The following is a 26,176-nucleotide window of genomic DNA, read 5'->3' on the forward strand; positions in this document are numbered from 1 at the left end:
GCGTGGGTCCTAACGTTCTATCAGCGCGGCAGCGTCAGCCAGACCTGCAAGCCCGGCTGCGCCGGCTCGAAGCGCAGCCGGCCGCGGTGCAGCAGCACGATCTGGCGCACGATCGCCAGGCCCAGGCCGCTGCCCTTGCGGCCGTCGGCCACGCGCGGCGTCGAGAAGAAGCGCTGGCCGAGCTGCGGCAGCGCGTAGTCGGCGACGCCGGGGCCGTGGTCGCGCAGGCCGATCGTCACCTCGTTCGCGTCGGCGGCGACCGACCAGGCGAGCGTCGAGCCCGGCGGCGCGAAGCCCAGCGCGTTGGCCAGCAGGTTCGACAGCGCCAGGCGCAGCTGCTCGGCGTCCCCCGGCACGCTCGCGGCATCGCGCTGGCGCCACTCGATCGTGACTGCACGCTGGCGCAGCGCCGCGGCCTGCTCGGCGAGCAGCGCGTCGGCCAGCGCCAGCAGCGACACCGGCTGTTGCTCAGCCGGCGCGCGCAGGCTCTCCAGCTTCGACAGCTCCAGCAGCCGATCGACCAGTTCACGCAGGCGTTGCACCTGCTCGCCGATCTGGCGTGCAAAGGCTTCGCGGTCGGCATCGGGCAGCGCATCGTGCAGCAGCTCGGCCGCGCCGCCGATGGCGGCGAGCGGGCTCTTCAGCTCATGCGTCAGCGCGCGCATCGCCTGCTCGACATGGCCGCGGTCCTCGAGCCGGTCGCGCATCGCGGCCATCGCCTGCGCCAGCTCGCCGAGCTCACCGGGCAGCGCCGGCACCGCCTGGCGTTCGCCGGCGCGCGCCTGCTGCGCATAACGGCGCAGCGTGCGCACCGAATGCACCGTCCACAGCGTCACGCCGACGCCGACCGCGAGCGACAGCCCGAGCAGCCAGGCGCCGGCGACGAGGATCTTGCGCTCGGCGCGATCGATGAACTGCTGGATCGTGCGCACCGGCTTGGCCACCGTCAGCACGCCGATCGTGCGGCCGCCGTGCTGCACCGGCGCGGCGACGTACAGCACCGAGGTGCGCTCGTCGTGCTGCACCTCGCGCGTGGCGCGCGCGCCGTACTCGCCGCGCAGCGTGCGCGCGACGTCGCGCCAGCGCGAGTAGTCGGCGCCGGTGGCCGGCGTGTCGCCGCCATCGAAGACGACGCGGCCCTCGGCATCGGTGACGTAGACACGGAAGTCGAGGCTGCGCTTGTGCAGGCCCCAGATCTGCGCGTCCACCGGCCGCGCGCGGTAGCGCTCGACGCTGGCGGCGAAGGCGCCGCCCGCGAGCGTGCCGCCGGCGGGCATCGCCGCGAGCTCGGCGCCGGCGCCCTCGGCCAGCAGGTGCGCGGCATCGACCAGGATGTCCTCGGCGACCTCGCGCACGCTGGGCTGCACCTCGGCGAGGAAGACGCGCAGCACGAAGTACGCCGCAAGGCCCGTGATCACGAAGAAACCGAACAGCAGGCGCAGGCCCAGGTGCATCAGCGCCCCGTGCCGATCACCAGCTCGTAGCCCATGCCGCGGTGCGTGACGATCGGCTCCAGGTCCGGCCGCAGCGCACGCAGCTTGGCGCGCAGCGTCTTGACGTGGGTGTCGACGGTGCGGTCCCCGGCCTCGCTGTGCGGCCCCCAGGCGGCAACGAACAGCGCCTCGCGGCTGACGATGCGCCCGGGCGAAACGAGCAGCGTGCGCAGCAGCGCGTATTCGAGCCGCGTCAGCGCCAGCACCTCACCGGCGAAGCGCACGCGCTGGCCGGCGGCATCGAGCTCGAACAGCGGCGCCGCGGCCGGCGCCGGCGCGGGCGCCGTGGCGCGCCGCAGCAGCGCCCGCACGCGCGCCACCAGCTCGCGCGGGCTGAACGGCTTGGCCATGTAGTCGTCGGCGCCGAGCTCGAGGCCGAGCACGCGGTCGAGCTCCTCGTTGCGCGCGGTCAGCATCAGGATCGGCAGGTGCGCCAGCCGTGCATCGCCGCCGTGGCGCAGCGTGCGGCACAGGTCGAGCCCGCTGCCGTCGGGCAGGCCGACGTCGAGGATCGCCAGCGCCGGCGGCTCGGCGGCCAGGCGTTCGCGCGCGACGCCGACCAGCAGCACCTGTTCGACGGCGAAGCCCTCACGTTCCAGTGCGAAGGCCACCGTGCGGGCGATCGCCGGATCGTCCTCGAGCAGCAGGATGCGCGGCGCGGCCTGCATCGGCGCAGATTCCTAACGCGGCAAGGGCGCGGACAGGACCGGGAACAGCTTGATCAGCCCGTCGGCCAGCAGCTCCACTGCCATCGCCGCCAGGATCAGGCCCATCAACCGCGTCATCACGTTGATGCCGGTGCTGCCCAGCACCTTGGCGATGCGGCCGGCGGCCATGAAGGCGAGGAAGGTGGCGATGCCGATCACCACGCCGTAGCCGACCAGCACCGCGTGTTCGAGCAGTGTCTTGGTCTTCTCGGCGTAGATCACCATCGTCGAAATCGTCGCCGGGCCGGTCAGCAGCGGGATCGTCAGCGGCACCACGGCCACCGAGTCGCCGGCATCGGCCTTGGCATGGCCTTCGTCGACGTCATCCTTCTTGCTCTCGGCCGGCTGCGCATTGAGCATGTGCAGCGCCGACAGCAGCAGCAGCACGCCGCCGCCGACCTGGAACGAGGCGATCGAGATGCCGAAGAAGTGGATGATGTGCAGCCCGGCGACCGCGCTGACCGCGATCACGCAGAAGGCCGAGAACGAGGCGACGCGCAGCGTGCGCCGCCGCTGCAGCGAGGTCATGCCTTGCGTCAGCGCGAGGAAGAACGGCACCGCGCCGATCGGATTGACGATCGCCAGCAGCGCGATCAGCGGTTTCAGCAGGTCCATCGGCTTCAGCTCGTCGGGGGCAGGTCCGACGCCGCGGCGTCGGGATCGGGATGCACCGCCAGGAACACGGCGCACAGGCCGCGAAGGTACACCACCCCCGGCAGCACCAGTCCGAAGGCGAACGCGACGCCGCCGCCGGTGACCGCCGCCGCGGCATGCGGCGACAGGCCCGGCGGCGCGCCGCGGCCGAACAAGGCGCCGAGCAGCGCCTGCGGCGCCAGGTCGAGCCCGACCAGCACCGCCGCCAGCGCCAGCAGCGCGCGGCCGCCCGCCAGCAGCGCGAAGCTGACCAACCCGGCCACCGCCGCGCTCAGCAGGCTGACCGCCGCCGTCAACAGCAGCAGCTGCGGCGCACGGCCGCGCAATTCGGCCGTCAGCAGGCGCAGCACCGCGGCCACCGGCAGGCCGGCCCAGACCGCCGGCGCGGCGAGCGGCCCGATCACGCCGACGATCAACAGCGCGGCCAGCCCGAGCACCAGCACGCCGGCCGGCACGACGAGGCTCAGCAGGCTCGACCCGAGTGCCGGCAGCCGCGCCACCCACAGCAGCCCGCCGACCACGGCGAGCAGCGCCAGCATCACCAGCAGCACGCACAGCACGACGACCAGCAGCCGATGGCCGCGCGCCAGCGCATCGGCGATCGCGTCACGCGGATGGCGCGGCGCGCGCCCGCAGGCCTCGTCCATCAGCACGATGCCGGTCGCATTGCTGCCGTAGAAGGTGACGAAGAACGTGGCGCCGGCGGACAACACGGCCCAGGCATCGGCCTGGGCCACCAGCGCGCGGCGCGTCGCCCACAGCAGCAGGCCGGACAACGCGGTGGTGGCCAGCAGCAGGTAGAGCGCTCGGCCGTTGCGCACCGCATCGATGCTTGCGAGCACCATGTTCAAGGCCTGCAGCGGCGAAGGGCCAGCTTGTTGTACCCGCATCACAACCATGATACGTGCGGGTTAGCCCTCGCCCGGCCTGTCTGGTCTGGCCCAAGACTTTGTGCCCATAATCGCATGAGGGGGTGGTTCGGGCCCCAAGCCCGGACACGCCTCCTGTGGTGAGGGCGCCTTTAGCTTGAGTGGTTCACGCTGGGTAGAAGCTCCACATCGTTCTCTATATCGTTTGAAGAAGGAGCTTCCCCGTCATGGGAAACAAGCTTTACGTGGGCAACCTCGCCTACTCGGTGCGCGACGAATCGCTGCAATCGGCGTTCTCGCAGTTCGGCGCCGTGACCTCCGCCAAAGTCATGATGGACCGCGAGACCGGCCGCTCGAAGGGCTTCGGGTTCGTCGAGATGTCGTCTGCCGCGGAAGCGCAGGCGGCGATGAACGCGATGAACGGCCAGCCGCTCGAAGGCCGTGCCATCGTCGTCAACGAAGCGCGCCCGCGTGAAGAGCGTCCGGGCGGCTTCGGTGGCGGCGGCGGTGGTGGTCGCAGCCCGTACGGCAATCGCGGCAACTTCGGTGGCGGCGGCGGCAGTGGGGGTGGTGGCTACGGCGGTGGCGGCAGTGGTGGTGGCGGCTACGGCGGTGGTGGCAGCGGGGGTGGCGGCTACGGTGGTGGCGGCGGCGGTTACGGTGGCGGCGGCGGTGGCCGCAGCCCCTACGGCACCGGTCGCGGCCCGCGCGGCGGCGGCGGTGGCGGCGGCCAGGGCTACTGAAGCCTTCGGTCCTGCTTCATGATCCAGGGCGCCTGCGGGCGCCCTTTGTCATGGGGCGCGTCGTATCACTCGTGCTGCCGGCGCTTGCGCGGCCGGTTCGCCAGCAGGCGGTCGTACAGCGCATTCGGCAGCATGCGCAGCAGCTTCGCGACGATGCCCATCTGCCACGGGATCGCGCGGTAGCTGTCGCCGGCGACGATGGCGCGGTACGCCCGGTCGGCAAAGGCATCGACGGGCATCAGGAAGGGCATGCCGTAGCGATTCGCGCGCGTCAGCGGCGTGTCGATGTAGCCGGGCGTGATCGTCACGACCTTGACGCCGTAGGGCCGGCACTCGCCGCGCAGGCTCTCGCAGTAACTGATGACGCCGGCCTTGCTCGCGCAGTACGCACCATGGCCCGGCAGGCCGCGGATGCCGGCGACGCTGGCGATGCCGACCAGCCGGCCGCTGCGCCGTTCGCACATCGGCGCGACGAAGGGCTGGAAGGTCGCCGCCATGCCGATGTTGTTGGTTTCGAAGGTCGCGCGCATGACCTCCAGATCCGCGGCATCGGCTGAGTCCATGCCGACGCTGATGCCGGCATTGGCGATCACCGCGTCGGGCAGGCCTTGCTCGGTGAGGCAGGCCCGGCCCGCGCCGATGATCGCCGGCACATCGCGCACGTCGGCGGCGTAGACGCGCACCCGGTCGCCGGCGTAACCCTGCGCCCGCACCCATTGCTCGACCTCGGCGCTGCGCCGCGCGACCAGCGCCAGCCGCCAGCCGGCAGCATGGAAGCGCGCGGCCAGGGCCTGGCCGATGCCGCTCGACGCGCCGGTGATGAAAACGAGGGGCGTCGCCGGATCGGTCATGGGTTGTCCTTGCGCCGCTCGCTGTGGCTCGGCCGCGCACCGGGCCGGTAGATCGAGCGCACCGGCCCTTGCAGCACCAGCTGGCGTGTCAGGTGGTCGTAGTCGAGCCCGGCGGCACGGGTGTCGTCGCTGCCGCGGCGCACTTGCACCGGCAGGTGCGAGCGCAGGCGCTCGAAGCGCAGGAAGGCGTGCAGGAACTCGCCGTCGATCTGCAGCCGGTCGCCGCCCTCGACCTGGCTGATCACCTGCGCGCCGCCGATGAGCTGCACTTCGCTGCCGTCGCCGTTGGCGAGCGCACGGCGAGCGCTGGCATCGGTGCTGCGACCATCCGGCGCCCGCGCATGGATGCGCACGCCGTCGATCTCGAAGTGGTCGGTGTCGGGGTAGTGGCGCATCACGTCGCCGTCGATGCGCAGCGCGAAGCGGCCCTCGGCATCGAAGCGCGTGATGCTGAAGCGATGCATCGTGTAGTCGGGCTCGTGGCGCGGCGCGACCGGGCCCGACGGCGCGTCCGGCGAGGGCGTTCGCTTGACCAGCCACCAGGTCGATGCGGCGAGCGCCGCCATCAGCAGCAGCGGCAGGTACGAGGACAAGAGGTTGCGCAGCCGCAGACCCCATGGCAAGGGTTGGCGGCGCGCGAGAGGCGGAGTCAGCGGGCGCAGACTGACCGGCACCTCCGGCAGATCGGGCAGGTGCAGCTCGGGCGGCGGCGTCGCGTCAGCGCGCATCGAGCGTGCGCCGCTGGCCCTCGAGCAGCGCAGCGTAGCGCCCGCAGGCCATCAGCAGCAGGTCGCAGAACTCGCGCGCTGCGCCGGCGCCGCCGCGCGCCGTCGTCACGTGGTGCGCGAGCGCGCGCGCCTCGGCATGCGCACCGGGCGGGGCGCAGGCAAAGCCGGCGCGTTCGAGCAGCGGCAGGTCCGGCCAGTCGTCGCCGATCGCCGCCAGCTCGGCAAAGCCGATGCCGAGCTCGAGGCACAGCTGGTCGGCGACCAGCAGCTTGTCGGCGACGCCGTAGTAGGCGCGCTGCAGCCCGAGGTCGGCGACGCGCCGCCGCAGCGCCGGCGAGTCGCGGCCGCTGACGATCACCGGCTGAATGCCGCCCTGCGCCAGCAGCTTCAGCCCATGGCCGTCGAGCACGTGGAAGGCCTTCAGCCGCTCGCCGTGCTCGTCGATGTACAGGCTGCCGTCGGTCAGCACGCCGTCGACGTCGAAGATCGCCACCTTGATGCCGAGGCCGCCACCCTGGGCGCGCAGCAGCAGCTCCGGGGGAAATTGGAGCGCGGGCATCAGACCACCTTGGCGCGCATCAGCTCGCCGATGTGCAGCATGCCGACCAGCTGCGCGTCGGCATCGACCACCAGCACCGAGGTGATGCGGTGCGCTTCCATCAGCTCGGCGGCCGCGGCGGCCAGCGCCTGCGGCCCGATCGTGCGCGGCCGGGGGTGCATCACGCTGCCGGCGCTCAGCGCGCGCAGGTCGTCGCCCTTCTCGACCAGGCGCCTCAGGTCGCCGTCGGTGAAGATGCCGAGCACGCGGCGCTGATCGTCGACGACCACCGCGGCGCCCAGGCCCTTGGCCGACATCTCGCGCATCATCGCGGTGAAGCCGGTGTCCGGTCCGACGATCGGCAGCGCATCGCCGCTGCGCATCAGGTCGCCGACATGGACGAGCAGTTTGCGGCCCAGCGCGCCGCCGGGGTGCGAGCGTGCGAAGTCCTCCTCGCGAAAGCCCCGCGCATCGAGCAGCGCCACCGCCAGCGCGTCGCCGAGCGCCATCTGCGCCGTGGTGCTGGCGGTCGGCGCCAGGTTCAGCGGGCAGGCTTCCTGGTCGACCGCGCTCGACAGCACGATGTCGGCATGGCTGGCCAGCGTCGACGCCGGCTTGCCGGTCATCGCCACCAGCGTGACGCCCAGCCGCCGCAGCGTCGGCAGCAGCGCCGCCAGCTCGTCGCTCTCGCCGCTGTTGGAGATCGCCAGCACGACGTCGCCGGCCGTCACCATGCCGAGGTCCCCGTGGCCGGCCTCGGCCGGATGCACGAAGAAGGCCGGCGTGCCGGTCGAGGCCAGCGTCGCGGCGATCTTGCGGCCGACATGGCCGCTCTTGCCCATGCCCATCACGATGACCCGGCCGCGGCAGGCGAGCATCGCCGCGACCGCCTGCGTGAAACCGTCGCCCTGGCGCGCCGCGAGCCCGCTGATCGCAGCGGCCTCGATCTCGAAGGTGCTGCGGGCCAGCGCCAGCGCGCGCTGCGGATCGAAGGGCGGGAGCGTGTTCATGGGGGTGCCGCGTGCTGCGGTCGTTGGCGGGGGCTCGCTTAGGATCGGGGATTCTAGGAGGCACGCGCGGCGGCGCGACCGATGGCATCACACCTCGAATCAGCGCTGTTGTACCTCGTGGCCGCAGTGCTCGGCGTGGTGGTCTGCCGCTCGCTGAAGCTGCCGCCGATGCTGGGCTACCTGGCGGTCGGCATCCTGATCGGCCCGAACGCGCTGGCGCTGGCCGGCGACAGCGCCGAAGTCGCCCGCCTGGCCGAGTTCGGCGTCGTCTTCCTGATGTTCGTCATCGGGCTCGAATTCAACCTGCCGAAGCTGCGCAGCATGCGCACGCTGGTGTTCGGCCTCGGGCTGTCGCAGGTGACGCTGACGATCGCCGGCGCGATGCTGGGCAATGTGCTGCTCACCCTGGCCTTCACCTGGCTCGGAAGGAGCTGGGAGCTGTCGTGGCAGGGCTCCGTGGCGCTCGGTTCCGCGATGGCCATGTCGTCGACGGCCATCGTCGTCAAGCTGATGGCCGAGCGGCTGGAGCTCGAGACCGAGCACGGCCGCCGCGTGATGGGTGTGCTGCTGTTCCAGGATCTGGCGGTGGTGCCGCTGCTGGTGCTGATCCCGGCGCTCGGCGAGGGCGCCGACCGGATGGCCTCGGCACTCGCCTTCGCGCTGCTGAAGGCCGCGGCGGTGCTGAGCCTGCTGCTGATGGGTGGCCAGCGCGTGATGCGCTGGTGGCTGACGCTGGTCGCGCGGCGCAAGAGCGAAGAGCTCTTCATCCTGAACCTGCTGCTGGTGACGCTGGGCCTGTCGTGGCTGACCGAGCATGCCGGGCTGTCGCTGGCGCTGGGCGCCTTCGTCGCCGGCATGCTGATCGCCGAGACCGAATACAAGCACCAGGTCGAGACCGACATCCGGCCCTTCCACGACGTGCTGCTGGGCCTGTTCTTCATCACCATCGGCATGAAGCTCGACTGGCGGCCGGTGATCGACGAATGGCTGCTGGTGCTGCTGCTGACACTGATGCCGGTGGTCGCGAAGGCGGTGCTGGTCGCGGTGCTGGCCTGGGCCTTCCGCGCCAGCCCCGGCGTGGCGATGCGCACCGGCCTGTACCTCGCGCAGGCCGGTGAATTCGGCTTCGTGCTGCTGACGCTGGGCGCGGCGCAGGGCCTGATCGGTGCGCGCTGGATGAGCCCGGTGCTGGCCAGCATGGTGCTGTCGATGCTGGCGACGCCGTTCATCGTGATGTACAGCAACCGCATCGTGATGAAGCTGCACGCCGGCGAGTGGCTGCTGCAGTCGGTGCAGCTGACCTCGATCGCCAAGAAGTCGATCCGCACCGAGGCCCACGTGATCATCTGCGGCTACGGCCGCAGCGGCCAGAACCTGGCCCGCATGCTCGACCAGGAGCACATCCCGTACATGGCGCTCGACCTCGATCCAGACCGCGTGCGCCAGGCCGCGGCGGCCGGCCAGAGCGTGGTATTCGGCGATGCCGCGCGGCTGCCGAGCCTGATGGCCGCCGGCCTGGCACGGGCCAGCGCCGTGGTCGTCACCTACCACGACACCGCGTCGGCGCTGAAGATCCTGCACCTGGTGCGCGAGCACGCAGCGCGCGTGCCGGTGATCGTGCGCACGATCGACGACACCGACCTCGAGAAGCTGCGCGACGCCGGCGCGACCGAGGTCGTGCCCGAGGCGATCGAGGGCTCGCTGATGCTGGCGGCGCAGGCGCTGGCGCTGGTCGGCGTGCCGATGCGGCGCGTGATCCGGCTGACGCGCGACGCGCGCGACGCGCGCTACCGGCTGCTGCGCGGCTACTTCCACGGCGCCGACGACGACACCGCCGAGGAGCTGCAGCAGGAGCGCCTGGCCAGCATCTCGCTGCCGATGGCCGCCTCCTGCATCGGCAGCAAGCTCGCCGACCTGGCGCTGCACGCGGTCGGCGTCAAGGTGATCTCGGTGCGGCTGGCCTCGGGCCGCGTCGTGCCGGGCGACGACGAGCTGCTGCTGGCCGCCGGCGACACGCTCGTGGTGTCGGGGTTGCCGGAGCCGCTGGCGCTGGCGGAGGAGAAGTTGTTGAAGGGCTGAGCGCCGCCTGCAGTCCAGGCGCGGAGGCCGCTCACTTTCCGATGCAGAAGCGGCCGAAGATTTCCCCGAGCAGATCGTCGCTGGTGAACGCACCGGTGATCTCGGCGAGCGCGTCGTGGGCCAGCCGCAGCTCCTCGGCGAAGAGGTCGAGCGCCGCGTCGGCGGCCGCCGCGTGGGCCTGCGCTTCGAGCAGGTGGGCGCGCGTGCGCTGGAGCGCCTGCACGTGGCGCTTGCGGGCGATCAGCACGCCCTCGGTCGAAGCGTGCCAGCCGGCGCGTTCGAGCAGCGCACGGCGCAATTCGTCGAGGCCGGTGCCGGTGCGCGCCGACAGCGTGATCTCGCCGGGCGGGACGGCGGCGTCGGTGGCCGCATCGGCCTTGTTGTGCACGTGCAGGATGCGCGCCGGGTCGTCGATGTGCAGCCGTTCGGCGATCGCCTGCTCGGCGGCTTCGTAGGGCGCTTCCCCGCGCCGCGTCAGGTCGTGCAGGAAGATCACCGCGTCGGCTTCGCCGATCGCGTCCCAGCTGCGGGCGATGCCGATGCGCTCGACCTCGTCCTCGGTCTCGTGGCGCAGGCCGGCGGTATCGATCACGTGCAGCGGCACGCCTTCGATCTGGATCGTCTCGCTGACCTTGTCGCGCGTGGTGCCGGGTATCGGCGTGACGATCGCCAGCTCGGCGCCGGCCAGCGCATTCAGCAGTGAGCTTTTTCCCACGTTCGGCTGGCCGGCCAGCACGACCTGCAGGCCTTCGCGCAGCAACGCGCCTTGCTGCGCGCGGTCGAGCACGCTGTGCAGCGTGGCGAGGATCGTCGCCAGCTGGCCGCGGGCGTCGGCCTTCTCGAGGAAGTCGACCTCCTCCTCGGGGAAGTCGAGCGTCGCCTCGACCAGCAGGCGCAGGTTGACGATGCGCTGGCGCAGCAGGTCGACCTGCTGCGAGAAGGCGCCCGACAGCGAGCGGCCGGCCGAACGCGCCGCGGCCTCGGTGCTGGCCTCGATCAGGTCGGCGACGGCTTCGGCCTGCGCCAGGTCGAGCTTGTCGTTGAGGAAGGCGCGTTCGGTGAATTCGCCCGGTTCGGCCAGGCGCAGGCGTGCCAGCCGCGGCGCACCGGTCGCCGGATCGGGCTCGGCGGCGGCTTCCAGGCAGCGCGCCAGCAGCAGTTGCAGCACCACCGGCCCGCCGTGGGCCTGCAGCTCGAGCACGTCCTCGCCGGTGTAGGAATGCGGCGCCGGGAAGTGCAGTGCGAGGCCCTGATCGATCGGCTCGCCGGCGCGATCGACGAAGGGCCCGTAGCTGGCGCGGCGCGGTGTCAGCGGTCGCGCGCAGAGCGCCGCGGCGACACCGTCGAGGCCGCGGCCCGACAGGCGCACGATGCCGACCGCCCCGCGCCCGGGGGCGGTGGCGATCGCGACGATGGGGTCCTGGTGGCGGGACAGCGGCACCCGGGCATTGTCCCAGGGCCGCAGCAGATGGCGCGGGGTGGAGCGCCGGACCGACCGCTTGATCGGCACGTTGCACGCTCCAGGGCTGGCGTCTTGGAAACCGCCAGGGGGCCCCGCAGTGACCGGTTGGGGCGGCAGTCCATTTCGTGACTCGCCCCGACAACTGCATATTCGACCTACCGCGCGCAGATTCAACCCCCCGGGTATGGAGGGGGCCCGCGCTCACGTGGTGGTTTTCACGCCACCGCAGCGCCGAAGGTCATGCGACGCCCAACTGCTTGTTGATGAACCACTGCTGGGCGATGCCCAGGATGTTGTTCGTCAGCCAGTACAGCACCAGGCCGGCCGGGAAGAAGAAGAAGAACACACTGAACATCAGCGGCATGATCCACATCATCTTGGCCTGCACCGGGTCGGCCGGCGTCGGGTTCAGCCAGGTCTGGAACAGCGTCGACAGCGTCATCAGGATCGGCAGGATGTACAGCGGGTCCTTCGCCGACAGGTCGGTGATCCAGCCGATCCACGGCGCATTGCGCATCTCGACCGTCGACAGCAGCACCCAGTACAGCGCGATGAAGAAGGGCATCTGGATCAGGATCGGCAGGCAGCCGCCGATCGGATTGACCTTCTCCTCGCGGTAGATGCGCATCATCTCCTGCTGCATCTGCTGCGGCTTGTCCTTGTAGCGCTCGCGCAGCTCCATCACGCGCGGGTTGATCGCCTTCATCTTGCCCATCGAGCGATAGGCGCTGGCGTTGAGCCAGTAGAACGCGATCTTCAGCAGCACCACCAGCGCGACGATGGCCCAGCCCCAGTTGCCGATCAGCGTGTGCAGCTTGTCGAGCAGCCAGAACAGCGGCTCGGCGATGATCTTGAAGTAACCGTAGTCCTTGACCAGCTGCAGGCCCGGCGCCAGCGCGGCCAGCTTGTTTTCCTCCTGCGGGCCGGCGAACAGCGTCGCCTCGTGCACGGCCGTCGCGCCCGGCGCGACGGTGCCCAGCGGCAGCACCATCGCCACCGAATACAGGTTGTTGTCGACCTTGGTCGTGCGGAACTCGCGCTCGGCCTTCTGCGGCACGATCCAGGCCGAGTTGAAGTAGTGCTGGATCATCGCGATCCAGCCGTTGTCGCCCTTGATCTCGTGGCCCGGATCGGCGCCCGGCTTGCGCTTCTCGATGTCGGCGAACTCGATCTTCTGGAAGTGCTTGGTGTCGGTGTACAGGGCCGGGCCGGTGAAGGCGGTCGGCGCCATGAACATGCTGGTCGGGGGGATCGTGCCGTCGCGCACCAGCTGCAGGTACAGCTCGGGCTGCAGCGGCGCGCCCGATGCGTTGATCAGCTCGTGCTTGACGCCGATCGTGTAGTCGCCACGGCGGAAGGTGTAGCTCTTCTTCAGCGTGACGCCACCGATCGGCGGCGACTCGAAGCTCACCGTCACGCTGTTGCTGCCGTCCTTCAGCGTGGCGTCGCCGGGCACCAGCTTCATCAGCGTCAGGTGGTTCGGCAGGTTGACGCCACCCTGCTTGGTCACCAGGCCGCTCTGCGCGACGTAGTGGCGGTTCGCGCTGCGGTCGAACAGCAGCAGCGGTCGCTTGGGATCGGCATCGTCGGCATGCTTGAGCAGCTCCAGCCGCACCAGGTCGCCGCCCTGGCTGTCCAGCGTCGCCTGGTAGACGTCGGTCTTGACGACGAGCTTTTCGCTGTTCACCGGCGCACTGGCGCTGCCCGAGGGGGTCGCGGCCGCGATCCCGGCGCTGCCGCTCGTGGCGCCCGGCACGCCCAGCGGCGCCGAGCCGGCGGCTGCCGGCCGCGGCGCCGGCGGCGCGAAGAACGACGGCTGGCCGGTGTGTCGATTCCAGGCGTCCCACAACAGGAACAGCGAGGCAGAGAACACCACCCACAGGATGGTGCGGCGCATGTCGGTCATGGGCGGGTCTTCGAAAGCAAGCGGGTGAACAGGGGCGGCTGCAGCGGAACCGGATCGATTCCGCCGTCGCACCAGGGATGGCAGCGCAGCAGCCGCGCGGCCGTGAAGTAGCTGCCGGCGAGCGCGCCGTGGTGCTCGAGCGCCTGCAGCGCATAGGCCGAGCAGGTCGGCTCGAAGCGGCAGGCGCTGCCCAGCCAGGGCTTGAGCAGCAGGCGGTAGCCGCGGACGACCAGGATCAGCGTGGCCTGCGGCAGGCGGATCAGTCGCGCGAGCATGCGATCGGCCGGTCGACTAGCGCTTGCCGGAAGGCGGGGACGGCTGCGCTGCCCGCTGCAACAAGGCAGCGAGCTCGACGCGCGCGGCGATCCGCAGCGGCTGCGATGCGGCGCTCGGAAACTGCTGACGGTCGAACGGCGCCTTCAGCCGCACGACCCACAGGCCGGGCGCCAGGCGCGCTGCGCTATCGCCCATCAGCGCGCGGATCTGGCGCTTGAGCAGGTTGCGCGTCGCGGCGCGCCGGGCATGGCGCTTGGGCACCACGGTGCCGAGCCAGCAGCCTGCCAGCGGGGTTTCATCCACAAGCGGTGGGCAACTTGGTGCATCGCCTGTGGATAACTCGCTCGCAACGGCTTTCGCCGCGCGCCCGGCAGGCAGCGTCGGCCTGTCCGCGACATGGTGGACGGCGAAGTGAGCACTGCGCGAGCGGGCCGGCTGCGCGAGAACGCGTTCGAAGTCGGCCGATCTCGTGATGGTCAAGATGCGCCCGACCATGCTCAGGCGGGGGTCGCCGCTGTGGCGGGCGATCAGACCTGCGTCAGGCGCTTGCGGCCCTTGGCGCGCCGGGCGGCGATCACCGAGCGGCCGCCGCGCGTCTTCATGCGCACGAGGAAGCCATGGGTACGGGCACGGCGGGTCTTGGAGGGTTGGTAGGTGCGCTTCATGGCTGTGCTGTCCTGGAAAAACTTCTAAGGCGTCCCCTGCCGAGTCGCAAGCACTTCAAGCTCGCTCGACTCGGGCTTACTTAAGGCCGCTGGCGTTGGGGAAACCCACTATTAGAGCAAAAACCCCTTTTCCGGTCAAACACTTGCACGGCGGCATGCGGTTGAGCGGGGGGCTTGACCGCGGCGTCCGAACTGTGGATAACAGCGCCCTGGCCGGTTGAGGGGGCCTACAATCCGGCCGCTCCCAGAATAAGTTGTCCACAATGAGCCTAGACCTGTGGCAGCGGGGTTGCGAGCGTCTCGCGACCGAGCTGCCCGAGCAGCAATTCAACACCTGGATCCGACCGCTACCGGTTGCCGACATCGTCGATGATGGCGGAGAAGGGGCGGTGGCTTCGGTGCGCGTGCCCAACCGCTTCAAGCTGGACTGGATCCGCTCGCAGTACGCCAGCCGCATCGAGGGGGTGCTGAGCGAGCTGGCCGGCAAGCGGGTGCGGCTGGAGCTGACGCTCGCCCCGCGCGACCCGCTGCCCGCGCGTGCCGGCGGCGCACCGATCGGCCAGCCGGTGCGCGCGGCCGCACTGCTGAACACCCAGGGCTTCGCCAACGCGACCAGCGTGCAGCCGCTCGGCGGGCCGCCCAACGGTGTGCACGGCGGCCACCTGCCGCCGGCCGCGCACAGCCATCGGCTGAACACCGCGCTGACCTTCGACACCCTCGTCGCCGGTCGGGCCAACCAGATGGCCCGCACCGCGGCGCTGCACGTCGCCGGCGCGCCGGGCGTGATGTACAACCCGCTCTTCATCTACGGCGGCGTCGGGCTGGGCAAGACGCACCTGATCCACGCGGTCGGCAATGCGCTGCTGAAAGACCGCAGCGATGCGCGCGTGCTGTACCTGCACGCCGAGCAGTTCATCTCCGATGTCGTCAAGAACTACCAGCGCAAGACTTTCGACGAGCTGAAGGCCAAGTACCACTCGCTGGACCTGCTGCTGATCGACGACGTGCAGTTCTTTGCCGGCAAGGACCGCACGCAGGAGGAGTTCTTCAACGCCTTCGAGGCGCTGCTGGCCAAGCGCGCGCACATCATCATGACCAGCGACACCTATCCCAAGGGGCTGGTCGACATCGACGAGCGGCTGACCAGCCGCTTCGACGCCGGGCTGACGGTGGCGATCGAGCCGCCCGAGCTCGAGATGCGCGTCGCGATCCTGATCCGCAAGTCGCAGGCCGAGGGCACCGAGATGCCCGAGGACGTCGCCTTCTTCATCGCCAAGAACGTGCGCGCCAACGTGCGCGAGCTCGAAGGCGCGCTGCGCAAGGTGCTGGCCTACAGCCGCTTCTCGCACAAGGACATCAACATCGCGCTGGCGCGCGAGGCGCTGAAGGACCTGCTGTCGATCCAGAACCGGCAGATCTCGGTCGAGAACATCCAGAAGACGGTCGCCGACTTCTACAAGATCAAGGTCGCCGACATGTACTCGAAGAAGCGGCCGGCGTCGATCGCCAAGCCGCGCCAGATCGCGATGTACCTGGCCAAGGAGCTGACGCAGAAAAGCCTGCCGGAGATCGGCGAGCTGTTCGGCGGCCGCGACCACACGACGGTGCTGCACGCGGTGCGCAAGATCGGTGGCGACCGCACCAAGGACACCGAGCTCAACCAGCAGCTGCACGTGCTGGAACAGACGCTCAAGGGATGACACATCAGCCGCCTGTCAAGGCACAAGCCTGTGGACAGTTGTCGAACAAGCGGGGGCTCATCCACAGGCGGGGCGCGCGCCGCCGAGTTGTTATACGCCGAGCCGCTGTTTCCGGCGCTCCGCCCCACAGGGTTCGTGCCGTCCTAAATCATTGAAATTACAAGCGAAAATAGGGTTCTCCACAGCGCAGCCGGCGCCCTACTAGAACCACTAAGTTCACAGAGGAAGACATGATTGTTCTGAAAGCTCCACAACAAAAACTGCTCGACGCGCTGCAGTCGGTTGCGGGCATCGTGGAGCGCCGGCATACCTTGCCGATCCTGGCCAACGTGCTGATGCGCAAGGCCGGCGGCGAGCTCGAGCTGACGACCAGCGACCTGGAGATCCAGGTGCGCACGCAGGCCGAGCTCGGCGGCGACGGCGGCCACTACGCGACGACCGTCGGCGCGCGCAAGCTGATCGACATCCTGCGCAGCCTGCCGACCGACCAGGTCGTCACGCTCGCCGCCGCGCAGAACAAGCTGACGCTGACCGGCGGCAAGAGCCGCTTCACGCTGCAGACCTTGCCGGCCGACGACTTTCCGCTGGTCAACGAGGCGGTCGACTTCGGGCCGTCGTTCGCGGTGCCGCAGAAGGTGCTGAAGGCGCTGATCAACCAGGTGCACTTCGCCATGGCCGTGCACGATATCCGTTATTACCTGAACGGCATCCTGTTCGTCGCCGAAGGCAAGATGCTGACGCTGGTGGCCACCGACGGACACCGGCTCGGTTTGGCGCAGGCGCAGCTCGACAACGAGATCCCGAAGCAGGAGGTGATCCTGCCGCGCAAGACGGTGCTGGAGCTGCAGCGCCTGCTGAAGGACGAGGACACGCCGATCGAGATGCGCTTCGCCGGCAACCAGGCCAAGTTCAACTTCTCCGGCATGGAGTTCGTCACCAAGCTGGTCGAAGGCAAGTTCCCCGACTACAACCGCGTGATCCCGAAGAACCACAAGAACGCCGTCGTGCTCGGCCGCGGAGCGCTGCTGGCCAGCCTGCAGCGCGCGGCGATCCTGACCTCGGAGAAGTTCAAGGGCGTGCGCGTCAACATCGAGCCCGGCACGCTGCGCATCGCGTCGAGCAACGCCGAGCAGGAAGAGGCCAAGGAGGAGCTCGAGATCGACTACGGCGGCGATGCGATCGAGATCGGCTTCAACGTGACCTACCTGATGGACGTGCTGGCCAACATCGCCCACGAGATGGTGCGCATCGAACTGCAGGACAGCAACTCCAGCGCCTTGATCACCGTGCCCGACCAGACCGGCTTCAAGTACGTGGTGATGCCGATGCGCATCTGAGTGTCGCAACGAGCCGCCCGGCGTGGCGGCTTAGCCGATGGCGGGCTTGGTGCCCGCTTCAGCGTTTTTAGGGCCTGCACTTGCACGCGGGCCGAGCGTGAAGAGAACCCGTGATGAGTGATTCCAGCAAGCCGCAAGACGCCGCCCACGGCGTGACGCAACGGCCCGTCCCGTCCGCGGAGGGCGCAGCGGTGTCGACCGGCTCGGCCGCGTCCGCCGCCTATGGCGAGGGCAGCATCCAGATCCTCGAGGGCCTGGAGGCCGTGCGCAAGCGGCCGGGCATGTACATCGGCGACACGTCCGACGGCACCGGCCTGCACCACCTGGTGTTCGAGGTCGTGGACAACTCGATCGACGAGGCGCTCGCCGGCCATTGCGACGACATCATCGTCACGATCCATTCGGACAACTCGATCTCGGTGATCGACAACGGCCGCGGCATCCCGACCGGCGTCAAGATGGACGACAAGCACGAGCCGAAACGCTCGGCTGCCGAGATCGCGCTGACCGAGTTGCATGCCGGCGGCAAGTTCAACCAGAACAGCTACAAGGTCTCGGGCGGCCTGCACGGCGTCGGAGTCTCCTGCGTCAATGCGCTGTCGAAATGGCTGCGGCTGACCGTGCGCCGCGACGGCAAGGTGCACTTCCTCGAGTTCGCGCGCGGCGTCGTGCAGGAACGGCAGGTCGAGCAGCGTGACGGCTTCGAGACCAGCCCGATGAAGATCGTCGGCGAGACCGAGAAGCGCGGCACCGAGGTGCACTTCCTGCCCGACGACACGATCTTCAGCCTCGTCGACTTCCACTACGACGTGCTGGCCAAGCGCTTGCGCGAGCTCTCGTTCCTGAACAACGGCGTCAAGATCCGCCTCGTCGACGAGCGCAATGCGAAGGAGGACAACTTCGCCTTCGCCGGCGGCGTCAAGGGCTTCGTCGAGTTCATCAACCAGGGCAAGAAGGTGCTGCACCCGAACGTCTTCCACGCGATGGGGGACAAGCTGAGCGAACAGGGCACCAACGTCGGCGTCGAAGTCGCCATGCAGTGGAACGACGGCTACAACGAGAGCGTGCTCTGCTTCACCAACAACATCCCGCAGCGCGACGGCGGCACCCACCTGACCGGCCTGCGTGCGGCGATGACGCGGGTCATCAACAAGTACATCGAGGACAACGAGCTGGCGAAGAAGGCCAAGGTCGAGATTGCCGGCGACGACATGCGCGAGGGCCTGGCCTGCATCGTCAGCGTCAAGGTGCCGGAGCCGAAGTTCTCGAGCCAGACCAAGGACAAGCTCGTATCGTCCGAAGTACGCGGCCCCGTCGAGGAGATCGTCTCGAAGCTGCTGACCGACTGGCTGCTCGAGAACCCGCTCGACGCGAAGATCATCTGCGGCAAGATCGTCGAGGCCGCGCGCGCCCGTGAGGCGGCGCGCAAGGCGCGCGAGATGACGCGCCGCAAGGGCGTGCTCGACGGGATGGGCCTGCCCGGCAAGCTGGCCGACTGCCAGGAGAAGGACCCGGCGCTGTGCGAGATCTACATCGTCGAGGGTGACTCCGCCGGCGGCAGTGCGAAGCAGGGCCGCGACCGCAAGTTCCAGGCGATCCTGCCGCTGCGCGGCAAGATCCTCAACGTCGAGAAGGCGCGCTACGAGAAGCTGCTGTCCAGCGACTCGATCGTCACGCTGATCACCGCGCTGGGCACCGGCATCGGCGTCGAGGATTTCAACATCGACAAGCTGCGTTACCACCGCATCATCATCATGACCGACGCGGACGTCGACGGCGCTCACATCCGCACGCTGCTGCTGACCTTCTTCTACCGCCAGATGCACGAGCTGGTGGAGAACGGCCACATCTACATCGCGCAGCCGCCGCTGTACAAGGTCAAGGTCGGCAAGCAGGAGCAGTACCTGAAGGACGGCCACGAGCTCGACGCCTTCCTGCTCAAGGTGGCGCTCGACGGCGCTGCCGTGCTGCCCGATGGCGTGCCAGCCGGCATGGCGCCGGACGGCAAGGGCCGCGCGCCGCTGGTGGGCAGCGTGCTGGAGGAGCTGGCGCGCAAGTACGTGCTGGCGAACCACGTGGTCGAGCGGCTCGGCAACTGGATGGACCTCGAAGCGCTGCGGGCGATCACCAACGGCCTGACGCTGGACCTGGACGGCGCGGCGCAGGCCGAAGCGAGTGCGATCGCGCTGCGCGACGCCTTGCACGACGCCGAGGTCGAGGCGCAATTCGACGAACGCACCGACAAGCACCTGCTGCGCATCGGCCGCCGCCACCACGGCAACCTGAAGAACAGCGTGATCACGCAGGACTTCGTGCACGGTGCCGACTACGCCGCGCTGCAGGAAGCCGGCGTGACCTTCAAGGACCTGCTCGGCGCCGAGGCGATCGTGCGTCGCGGCGAGGGCGAGCGCATGAAGGAGCAGAAGGTCACCGACTTCCGCGTCGCGATGGCGTGGCTGATGGCCCAGGCAGAAAACGCCGTCGGCCGCCAGCGCTACAAGGGCCTGGGCGAGATGAATCCGGGGCAACTCTGGGAAACGACGATGGATCCGACCGTGCGGCGCCTGCTGAAGGTGCAGATCGAGGATGCGATCGAGGCCGACCGGGTGTTCACGATGCTGATGGGCGACGAGGTCGAGCCGCGGCGTGACTTCATCGAGAGCAACGCGCTGCGCGCGGCGAACATCGACGTGTGAGGCCGCGATGAGCGAGAGCACCACTGCCCCGTTCGACTGGCGCGCCGGCTACCCTTCCGTTCGTCAGCCGGTGTTCGCGCGCAACCTCGTCGCGACCTCCCACCCGCTGGCCGCGCAAGCCGGGCTGCAGATGCTGCAGGCCGGCGGCAATGCGGTCGATGCGGCGATCGCCACGGCCGCGGTGATGACGCTGGTCGAGCCCTGCAGCAACGGCCTCGGCTCGGACGCCTTCTGCATCCTGTGGGACGGCCAGAAGCTGCACGGCCTGAACGCTTCCGGCGGCGCACCGGCGGGCTGGTCACCCGCTTACTTCAGGCGCAAGTACGGCGATGGCGCGACCACACCGCCGGCGCGCGGCTGGGATGCGGTGACGGTGCCGGGCGCCGTCGGCGCGTGGGTCGCGCTGAGCGAACGCTTCGGCAAGCTGCCATTTGGCGACCTGCTGGCGCCCGCGATCGAGATCGCCGAGCGCGGCTACGCGGTGCCGGTGCTGATGCAGCAGAAATGGGCGATGGCGACGCCGGTGCTGCGCGAGTACCCCGGGTTTGCCGAGACCTTCCTGCCGCATGGCCGCACGCCCGCGGTCGGCGAGCGCTTCACGTTCCCCGGGGCCGCGCGCGCACTCAAGGCCATTGCGCAAACGCGCGGCGAGGCCTTCTACCGCGGCGAGATCGCGGCTGCGGCCGAGGCCCACGCGAAGGCCCACGGCGGCGTGATGACGGCCGCTGACTTTGCCGCCTATCAACCGCAGTGGGTCGACACGATCTCGACCGAGTACCGCGGCCACCACCTGCACGAGATCCCGCCGAACGGCCAGGGCATCGCGGCGCTGATCGCGCTCGGGATCCTGCGCCGCTTCGACCTCGGTGCGATGGATCCCGACGGCATCGAGTCGCAACACCTGCAGATCGAGGCGATGAAGCTGGCCTTCGCCGACACCTACCGCTTCGTCGCCGACGCCCAAGCGATGACGGTGACCGCCGAACAACTGCTCGACGAGGCCTACCTGGCCGAGCGCGCGACGCTGATCGATCCGCGGCGCGCGCAGGACTTCCGCGCCGGCAACCCGGTCAAGGGCGGCACGATCTACCTGAGCGCGGCCGACGAGCGCGGCATGATGGTCAGCTTCATCCAGAGCAACTACATGGGCTTCGGCTCCGGCGTCGTGGTGCCGCAGTGGGGCCTGTCGCTGCAGAACCGCGGCCATGGCTTCAGCCTCGACGAGCGCAGTCCGAACGTCGTCGCACCGGCCAAGCGGCCGTTCCACACCATCATCCCGGCCTTCCTGATGCGCGACGATGGAACGCCGCAGATGAGCTTCGGCGTGATGGGCGGCAACATGCAGCCGCAGGGCCACCTGCAGACGCTGTCGCGGATGCTCGACCACCGGCAGTCGCCGCAGGCCGCCTGCGATGCGCCGCGCTGGCGCTTCAACCAGGCGCTGTCGATCAACGTCGAGGCGACGATGCGGCCCGAGACGATCCAGGGCCTGCGCGATCGTGGCCACCAGATCGAGTCGATCCACGACAGCTACCAGGACTTCGGTGCCGGCCAGTTCATCTGGCGCCTCGGTGATCCTGGCGTCGAGGGCTACGTGGCGGCCAGCGATCCGCGCCGCGACGGGCAGGTCGCCGGCAGCTGAGCGGGGCGCGCGGGGGTCAGTCCAGCGGCCACGGCATCGCCTTCGGCGGCGCCTGGTCGGCTGCCGGCGGCGGCACGCGGCGCCGGCCCGGTGCCGGGGCATGCACGGCGCGCCACCAGGGCACCACGCCGTCGACCCGCGCCGGCTCGACCGCCTCGCCCAGCCGCGGCATCACCAGCGCCGCGCCCTGCGCCGGCGCCAGCTGCAGCAGGGTCTCCACCGGCTGATCCCAGGCATGCAGCGCCAGGTTGAAGGTGGCCCAGTGAATCGGCAGCAGCGGCGGGTTGCCGAGCAGCGCCAGCGCCTGCAGCGCGTTCGCCGGGCCGAGGTGGATGTCGCCCCAGGACGGGTGGAAGGCGCCGATCTCGAGCAGTGCCAGGTCGAACGGACCGAGGCGTTCGCGGATCGCCGCGTATTCCTCGGTCAGCCCGGTGTCGCCGCTGAAGAACACCGCATGCCGCGGGCCGCGCACGGCGAGCCCGGACCACAGCGTCGCATTGCGGTCCTTCAGCCCACGGCCCGAGAAGTGCTGCGACGGCGCGGCGGTGATGATCAGCCCGGTGCCGGGCAGCGCATGGCTGTCCCACCAGTCGAGCTCGGTGATGCGTTCGGGCGGCACGCCCCAGCCCTGCAGGTGCGCGCCGACGCCGAGCGAGGTGATGAAGGGCACCGGCAGCTTCACAAGGGCCTGGATCGTCGGGTAGTCGAGGTGGTCGTAATGGTCGTGCGAGATCAGCACCGCGTCGAGGGCTGGCAAGGCCTTCAGCGGCACCGCTGCCGGCTGGAAGCGTTTCGGTCCGGCCAGGCGCGACGGCGAGGCGCGCGGGCCCCACACCGGGTCGGTCAGCACGCGGTGGCCGTCGATCTCCAGCAGCGCCGTCGAGTGGCCGATCCAGGTCGCGCGCAGGCCGGTCGCGGGCGCGTGCGTCCAGGCCGCGCGGGGATCGAGCAGCGGCAGCGGCCCCGGTGGCACGCGGCCTTCGCCGCCGCAGAGGAAGTCGCCCAGCGTCGGCCGCGGCGCTGCGCTGTCGCGCAGCCCGGGCAGCACCGGATGCAGGTTGCGAAAGCCCGCGCCATCCCAGCGCGGCGAAGCGCGCATGCGTTCGAGGCGCGCGCCCTGCGCCCGGCTGCCGAGAGATTTCATCGCCGCGCTCCTGGCACGTTGTCGACGCGGCGACGATAACGCGCGAGCACCGACAATCGGCGGCGCCCACCGAAGACCCCGCATGACCGCCGCACCGGCCCCGTCTCTGCTCGCCGCCACCGCCGCCGGCGGTCACGGCGACGCCTCGACCCTGTTCGACCTGCTGCCCGTCGGCGCTTACCGCTCGACGCCGCAGGGCACCATGCTGCGCGCCAATGCGGCGCTGGTGCGCTTCAACGGGTACGCAAACGAGCGTGAGCTGCTCGCCGCCTGCCGCGACGTGGCCACCGAGGCCTATGTCGATCCGCAGCAACGCGCGCGTTTCGTCGAGCGGCTCGAGCGCGACGGCCAGGTGACCGGCTTCGTCTCCGAGATGCTGCGCCACCGCACGCGCGAACGGGTGTGGGTCAGCGAGAACGCGCACATCGTGCGCGATGGCGCCGGCCAGGTGCTGTACTACGAGGGCACGATCGAGGAAATCACCGACCGCGTGCGCGCGCAGGCCGCGCTGCAGCGCAGCGAGGCGCACCTGCGGCTGATCACCGAGCACCTGCCCGGCGTCGTCTACCGCGTGCGCACGACGCCCTCGGGCCGGCGGATGTTCGAGTTCGTCAGCGAAGGCGTGCGCTCGCTGTTCGGCCTGGAGCCGCAGCAGCTGATGGCCGACGGATCGCTGATCGAGGCGTTCCGCCATCCGGACGACCGCGAGCGCATCGCCGAAGCGATCGCCAGCAGCGTGCGCAGCGCCAAGCCGCTGACGATCGAGTTCCGCATCGTGGTTCCTGGCGACGGCGCCCCCGGCAACGACGCCGCGCGGACCAAGTGGCTGCAGGTGACGTCCGCGCCGGTGATCTCCGACGAAGCCGGCAGCGTGCGCATCGGCGTGATGATCGACATCACGCAATCGAAGCAGGCCGAGGTCGCGCTGCGCGAGAGCGAGCAGCGCTGGAAGCTGGCGCTCGAAGCCACCGGCGACGGCGTCTGGGATTGGGACATCGAAAGCGGCGGCGAGGTGTATTCGCGCCGCTTCTGCGAGATGTACGGTTTTGAGCCCGAGGAGATCGAGCACCGACTGGATTTCTTCGACGAGCGCACGCATCCCGACGACGTGCCGCAGATGCAGCGCGATCGCCAGGCGCACTTCGACCGCCTGACGCCGACCTACGTCAACGAGCACCGCATCCGCTGCAAGGACGGCAGCTGGAAGTGGGTGCTGACGCGCGGACTGGTGATCCGCCGCGATGCGCAGGGCCGGCCGGCGCGCATGATCGGCACGCACACCGACATCACCGCGCAGAAGCAGGCCGCCGCGCTGCGTGCCGAGCGCGACCGCGCCGAGTCGGCCGACCGCGCGAAGACGCAGCTGCTGTCGCGCGTCAGCCATGAGCTGCGCACGCCGCTGAACGCGGTGCTCGGTTTCGGTCAGCTGCTGGAGAGCGACCCCAGCCTCGCCGAGCGGCACCGCGCCTGGACGCAGCAGATCCTGGCCAGCGGCCAGCACCTGCTCGGGCTGGTCGACGACGTGCTGGACTTGTCGAGCGCGCACGCCGGGCAGTTGAACCTGTCGCTCGGCGCGGTCGAACTGCGCCAGGCTGTCGCCGACTGCTGGACCATGCTGATCGTGGCACCGGCCACGCCACGGCCGGCCGGGTTGCGTTATGTCGACGAGGGCGCCGGCGGCGCGCCGCTGTGGGTGCATGCCGATGGCCGGCGGCTGAAGCAGGTGTTAAGCAACCTGCTGTCGAACGCGGTCAAGTACAACCGGCCGGGCGGCGAAGTGCGTGTGCGCAGCGCGGCAACGGCCGACGGCGCGGTCGAGCTGCAGGTCGCCGACACCGGCAGCGGCATGTCGGCCGAGCAGCTGGCACGGCTGTTCAATCCGTTCGAGCGGCTCGGCGCGCAGCACACCGGCGTGCAGGGCAGCGGCCTCGGGCTGGCGCTGTCCAAGCAGCTGGTCGAGGCGATGGGCGGACGCATCGAGGTCCACAGCGCGCCGGGCCAGGGCACGCGGTTCACGGTGCGGCTGGATGCCGCACCGATGCCGGCTTACTGAACCCGGAACGAAGCGACAGCGGTCGAGAGCTTCACGGCCTGCTGCTTCAGCGAATCGGCGGCCGCCGCCGACTGCTCGACCAGCGCGGCGTTCTGCTGCGTCATCGCGTCGAGTTGCGTCACGGTGCCGTTGACCTGGCCGATGCCGGCCGACTGCTCGGTGACCGCGGCGGTGATTTCGCTGATCGTGTCGCAGACGCGTTTCACGCTGGCGACGATGTCGGTCATCGTCGAGCCGGCGTCCTGCACCAGGCGCGAGCCGGCGTCGACGCGTTCGACCGAGTTGCCGATCAGTGCCTTGATCTCGCGCGCGGCTTCTGCCGAGCGCTGCGCCAGCGAGCGCACCTCGCCGGCGACGACCGCGAAGCCGCGGCCCTGTTCACCGGCGCGGGCGGCTTCGACCGCGGCGTTCAGCGCCAGGATGTTGGTCTGGAACGCAATGCCGTCGATGACGCCGATGATGTCGGCGATCTTCTTCGACGCCGCGTGGATCTCGTCCATCGTCGCGACGACCTGCGAGACGACCGCGCCGCCGCGTTCGGCGACTTCGGCGGCCGAGCTGGCGAGCTGGTTCGCTGTGGCGGCGGATTCGGCGGAGTGGCGGACGTTGCCGCTCAACTGGCCGATCGCGCTGGCCGCCTGCTGCAGGTTCGACGCCGTCTGCTCGGTGCGCTGGCTCAGGTCGAGGTTGCCGGAGGCGACCTCCGAGCTGGCGGTCTGGATGTTCTCGGCGCTGGTGCGCACCTCGCCGACGATGCGGCGCAGCGACTCGGTCATGCGCTTGAGCGATTGCAGCGTCTGTGCCGCCTCGTCGCTGCCGCGCACCGTGATGTCGCGGGTCAGGTCGCCGTTCGCGATGTGGGTGGCCAGCGCCTGCGCATCGGCCAGCGGCCGGACGATCGAGCGGCTGACGGTGAAGGCCGCCGCGACGCCCAGGGTCAACGCGACCAGCACCAGCACGCCCAGCCCGGTGCCGACCTTGGTGATCATGGCGGCGAGCTCGGCCTCGACCTGCGCCGAAGCGGTGTCGATGCCCTTGCGGCTTTCCGTCAGCTTGGCTTCGGCGGCGGCGTGGGCCTTGGTCACCGGCGCGAGCGCTGCGCCGGCTTCCTTGGCGTCCGGGAAACGGGCGCCGACCAGGTCCTTGTGGAAGGTCTCGTAGGCGCTGCGGTAGGCCGCGGTCAGCTTGCCGATGTCCTCGACCATCGCCGCCGCGTCGGGCCTGCGCACCAGCGCGCGCAGCTTGTCGACCGATGCGGCCGCGTCGGCGACGGCCTGGTCCCAGGCCTTCTTGTGCGTGGCGATCGCCTCGTTGTCGAGGTTGTTGGCGACCATCGTCTGCTCCGCGACGCGCGCGCGCAGCAGCGCGACGTTGAGCGTCTCGGCCTGGGAGCGGATCGGCTGCAGGCGGCCGAGCACCACCTCCAGGCTCTGCCGCGCGCCATAGACGCCGAACGCTCCCGCCGCCGCGACGGCGATCAGGAGCACGAGCACCAGCCCGAAGGCGGCGAACAGGCGGTTGCGGATCGACAGCTGGCTGAGCATGGGGCACCTCTTGGCAGGAAACGGGGGTGGGAAAACCCCCAAGGATCAGGCCCGATCGTCTCTTGGCAGCGCGACCGGC

22 protein-coding genes are annotated in these 26,176 nt (G+C 70.1%); 7 read left to right on the forward strand and 15 right to left on the reverse strand.

All coding sequences use genetic code 11. The features are described 5' to 3' along the window. Positions 1-20: 20 nt before the first annotated feature. The 4 genes from creC to HLB44_RS19965 are packed head-to-tail and all read right to left on the reverse strand — an operon-like array spanning position 21 to position 3,699. The gene (creC, locus tag HLB44_RS19950; protein WP_173125855.1) at positions 21-1,454 is read right to left on the reverse strand and encodes a two-component system sensor histidine kinase CreC; all 1,434 of its coding nucleotides are present in this window, start codon (positions 1,452-1,454) and stop codon (positions 21-23) included. Further along, positions 1,454-2,161: a two-component system response regulator CreB gene (gene creB / locus HLB44_RS19955; protein WP_173125857.1), complete on the reverse strand. Its 708-nt coding sequence runs from the start codon at positions 2,159-2,161 to the stop codon at positions 1,454-1,456. Before creB ends, creC begins: the two co-directional genes overlap by 1 nt. Before the next feature lie 12 nt (positions 2,162-2,173). Then, positions 2,174-2,815: a MarC family protein gene (locus HLB44_RS19960; RefSeq protein ID WP_173125859.1), complete on the reverse strand. Its 642-nt coding sequence runs from the start codon at positions 2,813-2,815 to the stop codon at positions 2,174-2,176. Positions 2,816-2,820: 5 nt separating this feature from the next. Then, on the reverse strand, positions 2,821-3,699 hold the full coding sequence (locus HLB44_RS19965; protein WP_173125861.1) for a hypothetical protein: 879 nt from the start codon (positions 3,697-3,699) through the stop codon (positions 2,821-2,823). 251 nt (positions 3,700-3,950) lie between these two features. Between HLB44_RS19965 and HLB44_RS19970 the strand changes: the two genes are divergently transcribed. Then, positions 3,951-4,466 (forward strand): RNA recognition motif domain-containing protein, encoded by a 516-nt coding sequence (locus HLB44_RS19970; RefSeq protein ID WP_173125863.1) that lies wholly within the window; start codon positions 3,951-3,953, stop codon positions 4,464-4,466. Between the two features lie 65 nt (positions 4,467-4,531). On the opposite strand, the gene HLB44_RS19975 is transcribed toward HLB44_RS19970, so the two are convergent. The 4 genes from HLB44_RS19975 to HLB44_RS19990 are packed head-to-tail and all read right to left on the reverse strand — an operon-like array spanning position 4,532 to position 7,593. Then, positions 4,532-5,317, reverse strand: coding sequence for an SDR family oxidoreductase (locus HLB44_RS19975; protein WP_173125865.1), 786 nt, complete (start codon positions 5,315-5,317; stop codon positions 4,532-4,534). Further along, on the reverse strand, positions 5,314-6,045 hold the full coding sequence (lptC, locus tag HLB44_RS19980; RefSeq protein ID WP_173125867.1) for an LPS export ABC transporter periplasmic protein LptC: 732 nt from the start codon (positions 6,043-6,045) through the stop codon (positions 5,314-5,316). The genes HLB44_RS19975 and lptC overlap by 4 nt, the downstream gene beginning before the upstream one ends. Then, positions 6,035-6,604: a KdsC family phosphatase gene (locus tag HLB44_RS19985; protein ID WP_173125869.1), complete on the reverse strand. Its 570-nt coding sequence runs from the start codon at positions 6,602-6,604 to the stop codon at positions 6,035-6,037. The genes lptC and HLB44_RS19985 overlap by 11 nt, the downstream gene beginning before the upstream one ends. Further along, entirely contained in the window at positions 6,604-7,593 is a 990-nt protein-coding gene (locus HLB44_RS19990; RefSeq protein WP_173125871.1) for a KpsF/GutQ family sugar-phosphate isomerase, read from the reverse strand. Before HLB44_RS19990 ends, HLB44_RS19985 begins: the two co-directional genes overlap by 1 nt. Before the next feature lie 81 nt (positions 7,594-7,674). Between HLB44_RS19990 and HLB44_RS19995 the strand changes: the two genes are divergently transcribed. Further along, positions 7,675-9,672 carry a cation:proton antiporter domain-containing protein gene (locus HLB44_RS19995; protein ID WP_173125874.1) on the forward strand — a complete coding sequence of 666 codons (1,998 nt, stop codon included), beginning with the start codon at positions 7,675-7,677 and terminating at the stop codon, positions 9,670-9,672. 31 nt (positions 9,673-9,703) lie between these two features. Here HLB44_RS19995 and mnmE read toward each other — a convergent pair whose 3' ends face one another. The 5 genes from mnmE to rpmH all read right to left on the reverse strand — a co-directional run bounded on the left by mnmE (position 9,704) and on the right by rpmH (position 13,981). After that, the gene (gene mnmE, locus HLB44_RS20000) at positions 9,704-11,113 is read right to left on the reverse strand and encodes a tRNA uridine-5-carboxymethylaminomethyl(34) synthesis GTPase MnmE (protein WP_173125877.1); all 1,410 of its coding nucleotides are present in this window, start codon (positions 11,111-11,113) and stop codon (positions 9,704-9,706) included. Between the two features lie 259 nt (positions 11,114-11,372). Next, complete coding sequence (gene yidC / locus HLB44_RS20005) at positions 11,373-13,040, reverse strand: membrane protein insertase YidC (RefSeq protein WP_173125880.1); 1,668 nt, start codon at positions 13,038-13,040, stop codon at positions 11,373-11,375. Then, entirely contained in the window at positions 13,037-13,315 is a 279-nt protein-coding gene (gene yidD / locus HLB44_RS20010; protein ID WP_343051421.1) for a membrane protein insertion efficiency factor YidD, read from the reverse strand. Before yidD ends, yidC begins: the two co-directional genes overlap by 4 nt. A gap of 16 nt (positions 13,316-13,331) precedes the next feature. Next, complete coding sequence (locus HLB44_RS20015; RefSeq protein WP_173125883.1) at positions 13,332-13,811, reverse strand: ribonuclease P protein component; 480 nt, start codon at positions 13,809-13,811, stop codon at positions 13,332-13,334. 32 nt (positions 13,812-13,843) lie between these two features. Continuing rightward, complete coding sequence (gene rpmH / locus HLB44_RS20020; protein WP_173125886.1) at positions 13,844-13,981, reverse strand: 50S ribosomal protein L34; 138 nt, start codon at positions 13,979-13,981, stop codon at positions 13,844-13,846. A gap of 263 nt (positions 13,982-14,244) precedes the next feature. Between rpmH and dnaA the strand changes: the two genes are divergently transcribed. The 4 genes from dnaA (at position 14,245) to HLB44_RS20040 (ending at position 21,356) form a co-directional block, all read left to right on the forward strand. After that, on the forward strand, positions 14,245-15,681 hold the full coding sequence (gene dnaA / locus HLB44_RS20025; protein ID WP_173125889.1) for a chromosomal replication initiator protein DnaA: 1,437 nt from the start codon (positions 14,245-14,247) through the stop codon (positions 15,679-15,681). Between the two features lie 230 nt (positions 15,682-15,911). Then, positions 15,912-17,018 carry a DNA polymerase III subunit beta gene (gene dnaN / locus HLB44_RS20030; protein ID WP_173125892.1) on the forward strand — a complete coding sequence of 369 codons (1,107 nt, stop codon included), beginning with the start codon at positions 15,912-15,914 and terminating at the stop codon, positions 17,016-17,018. 113 nt (positions 17,019-17,131) lie between these two features. Beyond that, entirely contained in the window at positions 17,132-19,714 is a 2,583-nt protein-coding gene (gene gyrB / locus HLB44_RS20035; protein WP_173125895.1) for a DNA topoisomerase (ATP-hydrolyzing) subunit B, read from the forward strand. Positions 19,715-19,721: 7 nt separating this feature from the next. Continuing rightward, positions 19,722-21,356: a gamma-glutamyltransferase family protein gene (locus HLB44_RS20040; protein ID WP_173125898.1), complete on the forward strand. Its 1,635-nt coding sequence runs from the start codon at positions 19,722-19,724 to the stop codon at positions 21,354-21,356. A gap of 16 nt (positions 21,357-21,372) precedes the next feature. Here HLB44_RS20040 and HLB44_RS20045 read toward each other — a convergent pair whose 3' ends face one another. Continuing rightward, entirely contained in the window at positions 21,373-22,500 is a 1,128-nt protein-coding gene (locus HLB44_RS20045) for an MBL fold metallo-hydrolase (protein WP_173125901.1), read from the reverse strand. An 82-nt stretch (positions 22,501-22,582) separates the two neighbouring features. On the opposite strand from HLB44_RS20045, the gene HLB44_RS20050 reads away from it, so the two are divergent. Further along, positions 22,583-24,553: a sensor histidine kinase gene (locus HLB44_RS20050; RefSeq protein WP_173125904.1), complete on the forward strand. Its 1,971-nt coding sequence runs from the start codon at positions 22,583-22,585 to the stop codon at positions 24,551-24,553. Here the strand turns inward: HLB44_RS20050 and HLB44_RS37925 are convergent. After that, positions 24,547-26,097: a methyl-accepting chemotaxis protein gene (locus HLB44_RS37925; protein WP_173125907.1), complete on the reverse strand. Its 1,551-nt coding sequence runs from the start codon at positions 26,095-26,097 to the stop codon at positions 24,547-24,549. The genes HLB44_RS20050 and HLB44_RS37925 overlap by 7 nt on opposite strands. Positions 26,098-26,176: the final 79 nt, after the last annotated feature.

Origin of the sequence: Pseudaquabacterium terrae, assembly GCF_013266755.1 — a bacterium.
GTDB classification, from domain to species: Bacteria; Pseudomonadota; Gammaproteobacteria; order Burkholderiales; family Burkholderiaceae_C; genus Pseudaquabacterium; species Pseudaquabacterium terrae.